General features: G+C 61.9%; 11 protein-coding genes. 5 read left to right on the forward strand and 6 right to left on the reverse strand.

All coding sequences use genetic code 11. The features are described from left to right. Window positions 1–151: 151 nt before the first annotated feature. Window positions 152–1,393: a glycoside hydrolase family 5 protein gene (locus NKJ13_RS19625; protein WP_352778030.1), complete on the reverse strand. Its 1,242-nt coding sequence runs from the start codon at window positions 1,391–1,393 to the stop codon at window positions 152–154. A 116-nt stretch (window positions 1,394–1,509) separates the two neighbouring features. Between NKJ13_RS19625 and NKJ13_RS19630 the strand changes: the two genes are divergently transcribed. From NKJ13_RS19630 to NKJ13_RS19640, 3 genes are all read left to right on the forward strand, one after another. Further along, window positions 1,510–3,438, forward strand: a complete 1,929-nt coding sequence (locus NKJ13_RS19630) for a heparinase II/III family protein (RefSeq protein ID WP_352737331.1) — start codon at window positions 1,510–1,512, stop codon at window positions 3,436–3,438. A gap of 236 nt (window positions 3,439–3,674) precedes the next feature. After that, window positions 3,675–4,670, forward strand: coding sequence for a sterol desaturase family protein (locus NKJ13_RS19635; RefSeq protein ID WP_352737332.1), 996 nt, complete (start codon window positions 3,675–3,677; stop codon window positions 4,668–4,670). After that, the gene (locus tag NKJ13_RS19640) at window positions 4,667–5,836 is read left to right on the forward strand and encodes a GNAT family N-acetyltransferase (protein ID WP_352737333.1); all 1,170 of its coding nucleotides are present in this window, start codon (window positions 4,667–4,669) and stop codon (window positions 5,834–5,836) included. Before NKJ13_RS19635 ends, NKJ13_RS19640 begins: the two co-directional genes overlap by 4 nt. Window positions 5,837–5,947: 111 nt before the next feature. On the opposite strand, the gene NKJ13_RS19645 is transcribed toward NKJ13_RS19640, so the two are convergent. The 5 genes from NKJ13_RS19645 to NKJ13_RS19665 form a co-directional block, all read right to left on the reverse strand. Further along, a complete protein-coding gene (locus tag NKJ13_RS19645) occupies window positions 5,948–6,259 on the reverse strand; it encodes a UBP-type zinc finger domain-containing protein (RefSeq protein ID WP_036238601.1) in 312 nt (103 codons plus the stop codon). Further along, window positions 6,256–7,947, reverse strand: a complete 1,692-nt coding sequence (locus tag NKJ13_RS19650; protein ID WP_352737334.1) for an FAD-dependent oxidoreductase — start codon at window positions 7,945–7,947, stop codon at window positions 6,256–6,258. Before NKJ13_RS19650 ends, NKJ13_RS19645 begins: the two co-directional genes overlap by 4 nt. Window positions 7,948–8,307: 360 nt before the next feature. Continuing rightward, on the reverse strand, window positions 8,308–9,234 hold the full coding sequence (locus tag NKJ13_RS19655; protein ID WP_352737335.1) for an NADP-dependent oxidoreductase: 927 nt from the start codon (window positions 9,232–9,234) through the stop codon (window positions 8,308–8,310). A gap of 113 nt (window positions 9,235–9,347) precedes the next feature. Continuing rightward, entirely contained in the window at window positions 9,348–9,785 is a 438-nt protein-coding gene (locus tag NKJ13_RS19660) for a CBS domain-containing protein (protein ID WP_352472517.1), read from the reverse strand. 490 nt (window positions 9,786–10,275) lie between these two features. Continuing rightward, entirely contained in the window at window positions 10,276–11,073 is a 798-nt protein-coding gene (locus NKJ13_RS19665) for an AraC family transcriptional regulator (protein WP_352778043.1), read from the reverse strand. Between the two features lie 277 nt (window positions 11,074–11,350). Between NKJ13_RS19665 and NKJ13_RS19670 the strand changes: the two genes are divergently transcribed. Continuing rightward, window positions 11,351–12,817, forward strand: coding sequence for an alpha-glucosidase/alpha-galactosidase (locus NKJ13_RS19670; protein WP_254819493.1), 1,467 nt, complete (start codon window positions 11,351–11,353; stop codon window positions 12,815–12,817). Between the two features lie 125 nt (window positions 12,818–12,942). Further along, a complete protein-coding gene (locus NKJ13_RS19675) occupies window positions 12,943–15,027 on the forward strand; it encodes an ABC transporter substrate-binding protein (RefSeq protein ID WP_254819492.1) in 2,085 nt (694 codons plus the stop codon). The last annotated feature ends 31 nt before the right edge of the window (window positions 15,028–15,058 follow it).

The following is a 15,058-nucleotide window of genomic DNA, read 5'->3' on the forward strand; positions in this document are numbered from 1 at the left end:
CGCGCATTCCTCACTTCAGTACAACAAATGTGTTAAACACTTCGTGCCGACACAACCCGACCGGGAGAAAGCTGCCACGGGCCATCCTCGATGGAGCCTGGCGGTCAGGGGTTGCCACCGGTTGTTCGCTGGTGAGGGCGAGTGACGGCACCTATGGCAGGCCCAATGCCTGCAGCATCTCCGGGTCGGGTACCGGGGGGCCATCGGGCAGGATGAGGCTCATCCCATAGGGATTGGAGAACTCCCAGACAGACCATGGGATCGCAAAGCGTTCGGCCTCTCCGCGCACTGCCTTAAGATAGCGCGAACAGTCGGCCTCAAAGGCGCCCATGCGGCCGTCCGCGGACATGAGGATAGCGCCGAATTCGCCCATGAAGAGCCGCCGACTGGGGATGCCATGGCCTTCAGCCCAGTCGACAGCCTGGCGAAAGCTCGCCTCCAGTTGGCTCTGGCCCCAGTTCTGCTCGAAATACCTCGCGATTGCTTGGCGCGCGGTGGCCATGTTCATGACCTGCTCGACCCTGCTCAAGCCGGCAGCCTCCATCCGCGCTCTAAGGGTTTCGGTCACCACTTCGGGTGTACTGCTGTCGGCCGGCCAGGGAAGTCCCGAAGCAAAGCTGATTGTGTCATCGGGCCGCTGGTGGGTGAAGCTGTGCGGCTCATACATATGGAAGCTGTAATAGAGGTTTGGGTCATCAAAGCCGGGGCTGAGGTTGACCAATCCGGCAATGCTGCCGCCGCAGGCGCCGGTTGCAACGATGGTAAGTTCACTGCTGACCGCTCGAATGTCGTGGACGGTCCCTGCCATGATCCGCTGCCAGTCATCGCTGCCGCTCGCATCGCAAGGGTAGTATGCGGGCTCGTTGTAAGGTTCGAGGGCGACTTTGTCGGTGCCTATCTTGACCAGCATGGCGGCGACCGCCACAACCATTTGACGATAGCGGGCAACGCCCTCGCTGTCGGCGCCGCCATAGATCATCTCCATGCTGTAGTCGGGAACCTGAGTGACGCCATGCAGGTCGAAAACCACCTTGAGGCCGGTCGACGTGATCCGCTCGACGGCGGCGGCAAGTATGTCCAGCGCCTGTTGCCGCTTGGCGCCCTCGCTGGCAAGCAGCGGGCCGGGATCGACGCTCAGCCGGACGAAGTCGAAGCCCATCGATCGGATGTGGGCGAACACCTCCCCGGACGGCCAGTCGGTGAGCGGCCTGCTTTCCGCAAGCCACTCCTTTTCGCGGCGATAGGGCGGCCAAACGTAGGTTCCGTCTTTTTCCACCGGCGACCAGTTGAGCCACTGATGCACGCCAACGCCGCGCTTGAGAGCGATGGGCGGTGCGTCGGCAGCCACAAGCAAGGCGAGCACCCAGGCAACAACACACGCCGCTTTTCGCATCGCTCTCTCCGTATGGTCGCCGGAGATATTAACCGCAACGAACGGGAAAGAAGATTGCCGGCGCGCAGCTTTTCGACGGCATGGTATACAACGACCGAAACGTTGACGGGGCGTGCATGAGAATCGGCTGGTACATCAACCGATTGCGCAGCATGGGACCGGCCGAGGTGCTGCACCGGCTGGGCGAGCAACGTCGAAGGATCGCGTCGCGCCGCCGCGATGATGGGTGGGAGCGCTATCCATCGCCGCGGTTGCACCCAGTGCTGCCCGGATTTCGCCATGCTGCGCTGGCAGCGACCGACGCCCAACGGCAAGCCATAGCGGCGGCCGCGCAAGAGATGCTTCAGGGCCGGTTTTCTGCACTCGGGCGGACATGGCCAAAGCGTGAGCCCGAACTGTTGTTTCCTGCCGAGCTTTGGCGTCTTGATCCGGTGACCGGCAGGCTTTGGCCTGGCCCCGAGGCTCATACTTTCGACATCGATTTTCGCCATGGCGGCGACCTTGGCGATATAAAATATGTCTGGGAGATCAACCGGCTGCAGCAATTGCCGCCACTGGCTGCACACCTGCTCCTCGGCGAGGACGATCGATCCCGGAGTGCCATCGAGGCGGCAATCGGCAGTTGGCATTCCGCCAATCCACCGTTCCGAGGCATCGGCTGGGCGTCCGGCATCGAAGTAGCGCTGCGGGCCATCAGCCTGATCGTCACCCTGGACCTCGTCGGCGACCAGCTTGACCCAGTGACGCTGCGGAAAGCTGGTGAGATACTCGCGGCAAGCGCCTATTGGCTGCCGCGGTTTCCGTCGCGATATTCCTCCGCCAACAACCATCTCGTCGCAGAGTTGGCCGGCGAATATCTGGCCGGCCTGGCGCTCGGGGCCGGATCCGAAATCGCCCGCGGCGCCCTCCTGAATGAGACGCACAAGCAGATACTTGCCGATGGCGCAGGTGCCGAGCAAACACCGACCTATGCAGCCTTCAGCGCCGAACTCATCTTGCTGTGCGCCGCCGCGGCACGCCAGGCGGGAACGCCGTTTCCCTCGGCTGTCGAAGCGCGTCTGGGCGCCTTCGCCAATTTCGTCGGCTGGCTGCCACAGAAAGCCGCCCGCTTCGGCGACGACGATGAGGGCCACGTGCTGAAGCTGGGGGACGAGCCGAACTATATCCGATCCGTCGCGTCCGCCATCCAAGGCTTACTGGGGACGCCGGGCAACGCGCCGGAGCCCGACGACTTTCGTTCGCTTTTCTTTGGTACGCCGTCGGGTCCGGCTCCCGCGGTGCATGGGTTGCAGACATTCGCGCAAGGCGGGCTCTCAGTCTGGCGCGGGGCAATGAATGGCCGCAATGTCGAACTGACGTTCGACCATGGACCGCTCGGATATCTCTCGATAGCGGCGCACGGCCATGCCGACGCGCTGTCGCTCACCCTGTGCATCGACGGTGAGCCGGTGCTGGTCGATCCAGCCACCTGGCTCTACGGTTCGGGAGGCGCATGGCGCGACTGGTTCCGCTCCACACCAGCGCACAACACGCTGAACATCGAGGGCAAGAGCCAAAGTACCATCGCTGGAAATTTCAACTGGTCGCACAAGGCAGTCGCAGCGCTGGTGGAGAGCGAGCCGGGACCGCACTGGAGGCTGAGCGCCCGGCATGATGGCTATAGAAGCCGCTTCGGCGTCGTGCATCAGCGCACTTTGGCGCGCCAGGCCGATGGCATCCTCATCACCGACCAACTGCTCGGCGGCGGGCGTCAGTCCGAGATCGTCTTCCAGCTGGCCGTCGGCCTCCATGCCGACCGGCACGAAGATACGGTCACGGTATTGCGCGGCGACGAGGCGCTGTTGGCCATCCGCTTTCCTGACGCTGCGCTCGACGTCGGCGCCGGCGGTGACATGCCGGGGCAAGGCGGTTGGGTTTCACTGCGCTTTGGCACCAGGCAGCAGGCCGAACGCCTCGCCTGGCACGGTGAAGTGGGCGAAGCCGGAATCCATATCCATCTTGCCCCAATTCACCCGCCACAACGGCAAAAACCCGCGCCAACGTAGAGTTGCCGGGCGAGTTCCAGCCGTATTCGACATTAATTACGTTTGGACATTTAGCGGTTTCGTTACCGTTGATCTGCTAGTCTCGCACCATCCAGCCTGCTTTGCCCGCTGCGTCCGCAACAGCCACTGGTTGCAGGCGGCGTAGCAAGTTTGGCGGGAATTTTGTGCTTTGCTATTCGCCAGATCGCCTGCTTGCAACCCCAGACTGCCTTTTTAGACCAGGAGCCGCTGCAACGATGTTTTCCGAATTTGCCAGAGCGATTGTGGAAAAGCTTTCGAACGTCAGTCTGACCACGCTCGGCCTGCTTCTCCTCACCGCACTGGGCAGCGCGGTGATCGCCTACTGGCGAACTGCCGAACATAAGTCCCTCAGGGATTTTTTCGACTTCGCCTTCCCCCAGGAAATCATCCTGCACCCGTCGGCGCGAGCCGACGCCCTGTTCTGGATCACGAAACGGGCGATGATGCCTTTCCTGCTTATTCCCGCCGGCGTCACCTTCGTCGTCGCCATGGGCTATGGCACACGCGAGGCAATCGGCTGGCTCCTTAACATTCACGCGCCGCTTCTCGGCGGCCCGGCGGGACCGGTGACGATCGTCATCTTCACCGCAACCATGCTGGTCGCCTATGATATTTCATACTACCTCTACCACGTCGCCCAGCACCGCTTCCCGTTCCTGTGGGAATTGCACAAGGTGCATCATTCGGCCGAGGTGATGGTGGGGATCACCAAGGACCGGGTTCATCCGCTGGACGATCTGATGAACCGTATGTGGGATGGCGTCATCCCGGGCATCTGCTTCGGTATCTGGAGCCTGATCGCACTCGATCCGGTAGAGGTCGCTATCTTCGGCATCAACGTCTACGTCATCCGTAACATCCTGATGATGGACTTTGTTCGTCATACGCATCTCAAGATCTCGTTCGGCCCGTTGAACAACATCATCCTGTGTCCGCACTGGCACCAGGTGCATCACAGCATCGACCCTCGTCATTATGACAAGAATTTCGGCCTGCTTTTTTCGTTCTGGGATCGTCTGTTCGGAACGCAATTTGTCCCGGAACCGGATGAAGACCTGAAATTTGGCCTGATCGATCGCGATGTGCGCGATTATCAGTCGCTCTTTGGGCTCTACATCCTGCCGCTCAAGAAGATGGCAAGGCATGTCATGCGACTGTTTCACAGGCGGCCCAATGTAGTCGCGCAGCCACAGGACAGTTCTCCTTCATGAACACTGTTGTTTCCATCGACGTCCTAGGCGCGGAGCGCCTGGAAATCGTCCGTTCGGCGGATCGTCTGGCTGCGGTCGAAGCCGCTTGGATGGACCTTTGGCATCGTACCGACGGGCTGATCTTTCAAAGCCATGCCTGGATTTCGGCATGGTGGAGTACTGTACAACGCCGTGACCAGCGCGCGTTGCGGATCGGCCTGGTCTGGAAGGGCGAGAAACTCGTTGCTGTCGTTCCGCTGGCGATCGGCAGGCGCAGGGGGCTGCGGTTTCTCGAATGGGCGGCCGGCAGCTATACCGACTATGGGGATATTCTCGTTGCTCCGGAATGCTCGTTATCGGCGCTGCAGGAGCTATGGACTCAACTCTGCGATGCAGGTGGCTTCGATCTTGCCTTGATCAGTCGTCTCTCGCCGGATGCGGCGGCCCGCAAAATTTTCACGCCGGGAGCTTTCGGCGCCATCAGGCTTCGTCACTTTCACCGAACGGAAGTCAGCTATCGCGTTGCCGGACAATGGGAAAGCGGAGCGGCATGGTTCGCGGACCAGTCGAAAAAGACGCGCCAAAACTATCGGCGCGGCATCAAAGCGCTGGAAGAAACCGGAGAGGTGAGATTTCGCCTGCTTGCCCCCGACGAGCCGCTGCAACCGGTACTGGAGCGCCTCGCGGCCTTGAAGCGGAAATGGCTGACCGAGCGCATGCGTGAGTCAGACCTGTTCGAAGAGGGCGTGCCGGTACTCGCCGCGCTCGTCGATGCGTTGGCGCGCGCCGGCGTGCTGCATATCTTCGTCCTCGAATGCAATGGCGTGATGGTCGCGGTGTCGATCAACTTCGTCCAGCACGACGTAATGATGGCCTTCGTGACGACATTCGATCCGGATTTCGCCCGGGCGTCGCCGGGTGTGATCCTGTTGATGGATTACGTGCAGTGGTCGATCGATCACGGCTTGAGCATGGTCGATTTCCTCTGTGGAGCAGAGTCGTTCAAACACAAATTCTCAACGCAGGCGGTTACGTTGGAATCCGTCATCGGGACGCGCACGGCACAGGGTGCGCTTGCATCTCTTGCCGATCGTGTCCTCCAGACCGTCAGGCAAATGCGCGAGCGGTCATCGGCACCACCAAAGGGACGCGATACGCCCCCTCCGGCCGAAGCAGCCCTGGACTAGAACGGTTCTTCACGGAAACGCCGAACAGCTCCATCTTTTTTGACGCAATTGCGGACGAAAACCGTTCACACTTTTCCTGGAATTGCTCGAGCGGTCCGCTGGCAAAAAAGCTCAAATGAAGCGCGGTATCGGTCCGTTTTGCGGCGTGGTGCGGTCGCCGAGGTCGAGGAAGATTTCGTCGATGTAGCACCATCCCCAGCCTTCCGGCGGATCGTAGCCTTCGATGACAGGATGGCCGGTTGCCCGAAAATGCTTGGTGGCATGACGGTTGGGCGAGTCGTCGCAGCAGCCAACGTGACCGCATGTGCGGCAGAGCCGCAGATGCACCCACTGCGAACCGCTCTTCAGGCATTCCTCGCAGCCGAGCGCGCTCGGCGTCACGTCGCGAATGTCCCCGGCGTGCCTGCATTCGTCTGCCATCATACGCTCCTGACCAATTGTGGCGCCACGGCTAGGCTGCCGTTTCGCGCGAGATATGCATGCAGCGCCGCAACCACCTGGGCGCCTTCGCCGACGGCAGCGGCGACGCGCTTGATCGAGCCTGAGCGCACGTCGCCGATGGCGAACACGCCGCCGCGGTTCGTCTCCAGTGCACCACGTTCCTGGCCAATGTCAGGCCCGGTGCGAACGAAGCCCTTCATGTCCAACGCCACGCCGCATTGCGCCAGCCAGTCGGTGTTCGGATCGGCGCCGATGAACAGGAAGAGGTGGCGGATCGGACGTGTTGTCTCGGTGTCGCGGTTGCGCCAGCGCACTTTGCCAAGAGTGCCGTCGGCGCCTTCCAGCGCCGTGATCTGCGTCTCAGCCAGCACTTCGATGTTCGGCTGTGCGCTGACGCGCTCCACCAGATAGCGCGACATGCTCGCATCCAGGCTGCTGCCGCGCGCCAGCAGCCATACCTTCTTCACATGCGCCGCCAAATAGACAGCAGCCTGTCCAGCCGAATTGCCGGCGCCGACCAGGGCTACCTCTTGCCCGGCGCAAAGCCGCGCTTCGATCGGCGAAGCCCAGTAATGCACGGAGGTTCCCTCGAATTGCGCCAGGTTTGCCATGTCGAGGCGGCGATAGCGCGCTCCGCTGGCGATCACCACCGACCGTGCCCGCACGGTCTCCCCGCCGCCGACGGCGAGCGTGTAGTGGGCACCGGACCTGTCGCTTGCGCTGCCCAGCAGCTTCGCCTCGTCCGGTATCACCATCTCGACGCCGAATTTCTGCGCCTGGTTGTAAGCGCGCGCCATCAGCGCCATTCCCGAAATGCCGGTCGGAAAACCGAGGTAGTTCTCGATGCGCGAGGAGGCACCCGCCTGTCCGCCGAAGGCACGGCAATCGAGCACGATCGTCGACAACCCTTCGGAAGCCGCGTAGACGGCCGCAGCGAGGCCGGCCGGTCCGGCGCCGACAATGGCCACGTCGTACAGCTTGCCGGCGTCGATCGGCCTCACCAGGCCGATGCAGCGGGCAAGCTCGTTCTCTCCGGGGTTGAGCAGCAGCTTGCCGTTTGGACAAAGCACGATCGGCAAATGGTGGATATCGACATGGAAGCGTTCGATCAGGGTCCTGGCGCAGGGATCGGCAGCCGAATCGAGAACGCGATGCGGCTGACCGCTGCGAGCCAGAAAACCTTGCAGCCGCAATACGTCGCCGCTGTCGACCGGTCCGACAATGATCGGGCCGGCTGTGCCGCTCTCGAGCAGGCCGACACGGCGCAGGATCAGCGCCCGCATGATGCGCTCGCCGAGGTTTGCTTCCTGCACCATCAGGTCCCTCAGCCTTTGCGAGGGGATGACGAGCGCCTCGACCGGCTCGATCGCCTCCACATCCACCAGTGAGGGCCGGGCTGAAAGCTGCGCCAACTCGCCGACGAAATTGCCTGCACCGTGCGTGACGATTGTTTCGCGCCGGCCGAAGCTGCTCCCCTGGATGATATCCACCTTGCCGGACAGGACCACGATCAGACCGGGCGCCAGCTCGCCGGCTTTAACGATCTGTTCGCCTGCGGCATAGGACACGGCTTCGCCGAAACGGCCGATGCGGTCCAGGTCCGCCTCAGCCAGCGCTGGAAACATCTGATCGCGACGGGCAATGGAGATCGGATTGGCGGGTTGAGACATGGTTCGAACCTATCGCCGGTTTCCCACAGTTTGAAGCGGTTTTTTGCGGCTTGCGGCCGGTAGGAACCTAGCCCGCCTGTCGGTAAACGCTGTGCCCTTCGCTTCGCAGTTAACTGACGACGGCCGTGCGACGGTGTCGTCGTGACGTGCCTCACAATCCGTTGCATCTCCTTGATTTGTTTGATTTGCGCATCCCGGCAAACCCGGCGCATGCTGCTTCAACCGGCATCTGCCTAAGCCGGCCAGGCCCGGCGGGCCGTCCTGTGTCAAACTCTCGGCCGCCGGGCTTCTGGACGGCAGAAAACGGCCTGTGTCCGAGCGCTCCGCAAACTCGCCTGCGGCCTGTTGTTCGGCGAGTGCTCAGGCAGCTACCTGAAGCACAATCTTGCCGCGCGTGTGCTGCTTCTCGAGCTGTTCCTCGGCCCTGGCGACTTCCTCAAGAGGATAGATTGCCTGCACGAATGGCCTGACCTTCCCGGCGTCGATGAGGCGGCTGATCTCGGCAAGCTGCGCCGCGTTAGGCTTGGTCAAATAGGAAACGCCGCGAGCCCGATGCAGGCGGGCCTTCTCCGCCGACGGTTCGGAAAGCGTTGAGACGAGCGTCCCCCCGGGTTTGAGCACGTCCCACGAGCGGTCCTGTGTTTCACCCGCTACCAGGTCGAAGACGAGGTCGACGTCCTTGACAACCTCCTCGAAGCTCTGGTTCTTGTAGTCGACCGCCTGGTCGGCGCCAAGCCCGCGAACGAAATCGAAATCCTGCGCGGACACGGTCGTCGCGACAAACGCGCCCGCGGCCTTTGCGAACTGCACCGCCAGATGACCGACGCCGCCGGCGCCGCCATGGATAAGGACCCGCTGCCCGGATTTGAGGCCGCCGTGATCGAAAAGGCCTTGCCACGCGGTAAGGCCCGCAAGTGGCACCGCGGCGGCTTCGGCGTGGCTTAAGCGTTGCGGCTTCGCCGCCGCCTCCGTTGCCTTGACGACGACATATTCGGCGTTGCCGCCGCGGTCGTTGCCGAGCATGGCATATAGCGGATCGCCCTTCTTCAGCGTATGGGCTCGCGTGCCGCACAGTTCCACCACGCCGGACACGTCGCGGCCGAGCGTGACGGGCAGATCCGCGCCCGAAGAGCCCTTGCGAACCTTGTAGTCGACGGGATTGACGCTTGCCGCGTAGACCTTGAGCGTGACCTCGTCGTCATGGGGCTGAGGCAACGGAACCGCGTCCAGCGAAAGAACCTCCGGTCCACCAAAATCGTGGATACGGACGGCCTTCATAGTAATCATGGCTTGCTCCTCGTCGGGTTGAGTCCAATTCGCCTCTGAACTGTTTCGCCGGCAGACCGGCGTCTATCAAGCCGGCGGTTCGGTCGTGGCAAAGGCCGGCCGGTGGCGCGCCGTCAGTGTATCGTTTGCGAATGCTCGCCGCCGGGTTGCGAGATGCCGCTCAGCGCTTCACCTGCTGTCGCGGTCTCGCTGTTGGTGGCGAGGTCGCCCAGCGAAACGATGCCGACCAGGCGCTTGTCACGGTTTAGCACTGGCAAGCGGCGCACTTTCAGGTCAGCCATGTTGCGCAGAACATCCTCCGCGTCTTCGTCTTCGAAGCAATACCTGACCTCGGTACTCATCACTTCCCGTACCTTGGCGTCAGGTGTCTTGCCTTGGGCGACGCCGCGGATTGCGATGTCGCGATCGGTTACCATGCCGACAAGTCGATCGTTCTCGCCCACCGGCATCGCGCCGGCGTCGAGGCGACCCATCATTTCTGCCGCATCGCGCAGGGTTTGCTGCGGACTGGCGATCTCGACGTCCTTTGTCATGCAGTTGCCAACTTTCATTTTAACCTCCGTTGGTTGCAGGGCCCGCCGCCGAATTTCGTGATGGAAGGGTGAATGAGCGCCAGCGCAAAACGTTCCATGGCAAGACCCGTTTCGAGCGCTCCGCCAAATCACCCATCCTCCACTCCGACCGCCTTCACGCGGTCGGCCCGGGAAAGGTCGGTTCCGAAGGAATTTCGGAAGGCGTGCCAGGAGGAACTCCAAGTGGCTCCTGATCCGGCGTCGGAATTGGATCCGGCGAGGGCGGGGGTACGCCTGGAGGTTCTCCCGGCGGAGTCTCCGGCGGGGCAGGCGGCCGCGCCGGCTCCGGATTGGGATTGTCCGGCAGTGGATTCGGGTTGTTCGGATCGGGGTTGTTCATCGATCACTCCCCTGATATCTGTGGCCTGATCTCCACCAGAGCGGGGTGCGGCAGCGGCGAGCGGGCTCTCTTGTCCTAAACCGAGGGGAAGCAAAAGCGTTCCCTCACCTGGTGCCAAGCGGGGCCAATCTATCGGGCGGTTCCCAGGCTGGCATACATTCCGTTGGTGCGGAATTGCGTCGGGTTGATGCCGTAGAGGCGGCGGAAGACCTTGGAAAAATAATTGGCATCCTCGAAGCCGCACATGATGGCGACCTCCTTGACCGGCAGGAAATCGGCCTTCGTCAGCAACTTCGCCGCGCGCTGCAGTCGCTGCTGCAGCACGAATTCGGCGGGCGGAAGTCCCTCGCTCTCGGCGAAGCAGCGCGAGAAATGCGCGCGGCTCAGGCCGCTGATCTCGGCGAGATCGGCAACGCGGAGCGGCCTGTCGAGATTGGCCCTGATGTGGTCGATGACCGGCTGCATGGCGCTCTTGTCGTCGGTGACGGCATGCGAGCCGAAGACATCGTCGTAGAGCGCCATGGCGGCTTCATAGGCGACGGCCGAGGCGGCTCCCGGCGAGACCGCGCCCGTGATCAGGCGTACGCTGCAATCCGTGAGATGATCGATCGTCGAGGGCTGCAGCCGCAGCACCGGACCGACGGCGGCAAGGATCGACTTGTGGATGCGCAGTGCCTCCTCGCCGTTCATCGATATCCAGAAGAACTCCCAGCGTTCGCCCTTGGCCAGCCAGTAACGGTGGTTGTGCGGCACGAGGACCAGCAAAGTGTCGCCCTTTTGCAGGCGGTAGTTCCGGTTCTCGTAGCGCAATCGGCCGGTGCCGCTGATCGTATGCTGGAGCACGGTAAACGGCGTCTGGCCGCGCTTGCGCCCATCCCAGTCGTAGACCTCGTTCTCGCGCACTTCATAGCCGGTGCTTGTCGGCATGGTGTGTAGGCGCTGGCGCCCGCGCGGCAGCGATACCGTCCTGCCCGCCGGCCCGATGTCGATCAAGTTCCGCAGCACAAAATTACCCCTAAAAGCATAATCCTTCTCTGGTCGCGTGCCGAATTAGGCGCATAATCCCTCGAGAAAAGCAAAAGAAACCGCGGTCAACGAGCGGATGGGAGGAAGTGCCGGATTCCAGCCTGCATAATGTGGCAGGCGGGCCAGGCCTCTTTTCGCCGCCTTTGCCCTAGCGTTCGATCAGGTCGAGGTGAGGCTGATGAGTTTCAAGATCGCTATTATCGGTGCGGGAAGCGTCGGGTTCACCAAGAAGCTCTTCACCGACATTTTGTGCGTTCCTGAATTCAGGGATGTCGAATTCGCACTGACCGATCTCAGCGAACGCAACCTCCAGATGATCAAGTCGATCCTCGACAGGGTCGTCGAATTCAACAGGCTGCCGACCAAGGTTACGGCAACGACCGACCGCCGTGCCGCCCTCGAGGGTGCCCGCTACATTATCAGCTGCGTTCGCGTCGGCGGTCTCGAAGCCTATGCGGACGACATCCGCATTCCCTTGAAGTATGGCATCGACCAGTGCGTCGGCGACACGATCTGCGCCGGCGGCATCCTCTATGGCCAGCGCAACATTCCGGTAATCCTCGATTTCTGCAAGGATATCCTCGAAGTCGCCGAGCCTGGGGCGAAATTCCTAAACTACGCCAATCCGATGGCCATGAACACCTGGGCGGCGATCGAATATGGCAAGGTCGATACCGTCGGCCTTTGCCACGGCGTCCAGCATGGCGCCGACCAGATCGCCGAAGTGCTCGGCGCCAAGTCGCGCACCGAGCTCGACTACATCTGCTCCGGCATCAATCATCAGACCTGGTTCATCGACCTGCGTCTCAACGGCCGCAAGATCGGTAAGGACGAACTGGTTGCCGCCTTCGAGGCGCATCCGGTCTATTCGCAGCAGGAAAAGCTGCGCATCGATGTCCTGAAGCGCTTCGGCGTCTATTCGACCGAAAGCAACGGCCATCTTTCCGAATACCTGCCCTGGTATCGCAAGCGGCCGGACGAAATCACCCGCTGGATAGACATGTCCGACTGGATCCACGGCGAGACCGGCGGCTACCTTCGTTATTCGACCGAAACACGCAACTGGTTCGAAACGGAGTTCCCGCAATTTCTGGAATCCGCCGCCAGGCCGATAGACCCCGCCAAGCGCTCCAACGAGCATGCCAGCCACATTCTCGAGGCGCTGGAGACGAACCGCGTTTATCGCGGCCATTTCAACGTCAAGAACAACGGCATCGTCACCAACCTGCCGCAGGACGCCATCATCGAGTCGCCCGGCTTCGTCGATCGCTTCGGCATCAACATGGCTGCAGGCATCACGCTGCCGGAGGCCTGCGCCGCCACTTGCACTTCCTCGATCAACGTCCAGCGCATGTCGGTTCATGCGGCGATCTCAGGCGATATCGACCTGCTGAAGCTCGCCGTCCTGCACGATCCGCTGGTCGGCGCGGTTTCGACGCCGGAAGAGGTTTGGCAAATGGTGGACGAAATGGTCGTCGCCCAGGCCCGCTGGCTGCCTCAATATGCCGATGCGGTGCCGGCCGCGAAGGAGCGGCTTTCGAAATCCAGGATCAAGACCCGTGAATGGGCCGGAGCGGCACGGCGCGACGTCCGTTCGATCGAGGAACTACGTGCGGAAAAAACGGCTCTCAAGCAGGCCGTCTGAATTTCGCCAGGACGGATCGCGGCAAGCTTTCGGGAGGAATTTTCGGCACCGCACCCGGAAGTACATTCGTTCGAGGAGAAATGGAGCGGCGTCAACGCGCTCCTGAACAACAGGGAGGAGAGACGATGAGGAATTTCCGAAACATTGGCATTCTCGCCGGGCTGGCGCTTAGCGTCTCGGCCTCGGCCCTGAACGCGTATGCATCCGAGCCGACCGTGCCGCCGGTGCCCGCGCAATTTCCGGCCGAGGGAAAGATCAAGTACGTCGCGCGCGACTCCATCCTGGAGTTCAAGGCACTTCCGGAATACCACGAACCCGATTGGGTCACCGACAAATACGTCAAGGCAGGCAAGCTGCCGCCGGTCAAGGACCGGTTACCGAAGGAGCCGCTGGTCTTCAAGACCGGCAATATGCCGGACGGCGTCGGTGTCTACGGTGATACGATGCGTCATGTCATCGGCGGCCGGCCGGAGGGCTGGAACTATGGCGCCGGCCAGACGCAGGGCTGGGGCGGCATCGACATCGGCCTTTCCGAATGCCTGACGCGCACCGCGCCGCTGTTCCAGGTCGAGGCCAAGGACACGGAGCCGCTGCCGAACCTCGCCAGGAGCTGGGACTGGTCCAAGGACGGCCACACGCTGACGATGCATCTGGTCGAGGGCGCGAAATGGTCGGACGGCGTTCCGTTCAACGCCGACGATGTGATGTTCTACTGGGACGACGAGGTGATCGACCCTAATGTGTCGCCGCTGAACGGTGCCACGCAGGAGACCTTCGGCGTCGGCACGACGCTGAAGAAAATCGACGACTACACCGTCGAGTGGACGTTCAAGGACGCCTTTCCGAAGCAATACCTTTACGCCATGGCTTACGGCACCTTCTGTCCGGGCCCGTCGCATATCCTCAAGCCGCAGCATCCGAAATATTCGAAGAACACCTACGAGCAGTTCAAGAACGCCTTCCCGCCGGAATATATGAACATGCCGGTGATGGGTGCCTGGGTGCCGGTGGCATACCGCCCCGACGACATCATCGTCATGCGTCGCAATCCGTACTATTGGAAGGTCGACGAGAAGGGCAACCAGCTGCCGTATCTCAACGAGTTGCACTACAAATTGTCGACCTGGGCCGACCGCGACGTTCAGGCGGTATCGGGGGCGGGAGACTTCTCCAATCTGGAGCAGCCGGAGAACTTCGTCGCCTCGCTGAAGCGCGCGGCACAAAAGGACGCGCCGGCACGGCTTGCGTTCGGTCCGCGGCTGATCGGCTATAATCTGCGCATGAATTTCTCAGCCAATGGCTGGGGTAACCCCGACGAGCGCGGACAGGCGATACGCGAGCTGAACCGCAACGAGGATTTCCGCAAGGGCGTCACCATGGCGCTCGACCGCAAGGCGCTCGGCGACTCGCTGGTCAAGGGTCCGTTCACTGCCATCTATCCCGGCGGCTTCTCCTCGGGCACGAGCTTCTACGACCGGAAGTCGACGGTCTACTACCCCTTCGATCTCGAAGGCGCCAAGGCGGAACTCGCCAAGGCAGGCCTAAAGGACACGGACGGCGACGGCTTCGTCAATTTTCCTGCCGGCACCGCCGGCGGCAAGAATGTCGAGATCGTGATGCTCGTCAACAACGATTACACCACCGACAAGAGCCTCGCGGAGGGCGTCGTCGGTCAGATGGAGAAGTTAGGTATTCGCGTTGTCCTGAACGGGTTGAACGGTACCCAGCGCGATCAGGCCAATTACTCCGGTCGCTTCGACTGGCTGATAAGGCGCAACGAAACGGAACTCACCTCGGTCGTGCAGAACACCGAGCAACTGGCGCCGGTCGGCCCACGCACCAGCTGGAACCACCGCGCTCCGGAAAACGGCCAGGTAGATCTGATGCCCTTCGAGAAGGACCTTGTCGATATCGTCAACAAGTTTGTCTCGGCGCAGGACAATGACCAGAGGGCCAGCCTGATGAAGCAGTTCCAGAAGATCTCGACGGAACACGTCTATACCGTCGGGCTCACCGAATATCCCGGCGCGCTGATCATCAACAAACGTTTCTCCAATATCCCGCAGGGAACGCCAATCTTCATGTTCAACTGGGCCGAGGACTCGATCGTCCGCGAGCGGGTCTGGGTGGCCGCCGACAAGCAGCAGAAATATGAGCTGTTTCCCGAACAGCTTCCCGGAAAGCCCGGGGACAAGGGTCCGACGAACTGAGTTTCCTCCCCTGACTTGAAAATTCCCGGCC

This window comes from Mesorhizobium sp. M0174 (assembly GCF_040322275.1).
Lineage (GTDB): Bacteria > Pseudomonadota > Alphaproteobacteria > Rhizobiales > Rhizobiaceae > Mesorhizobium.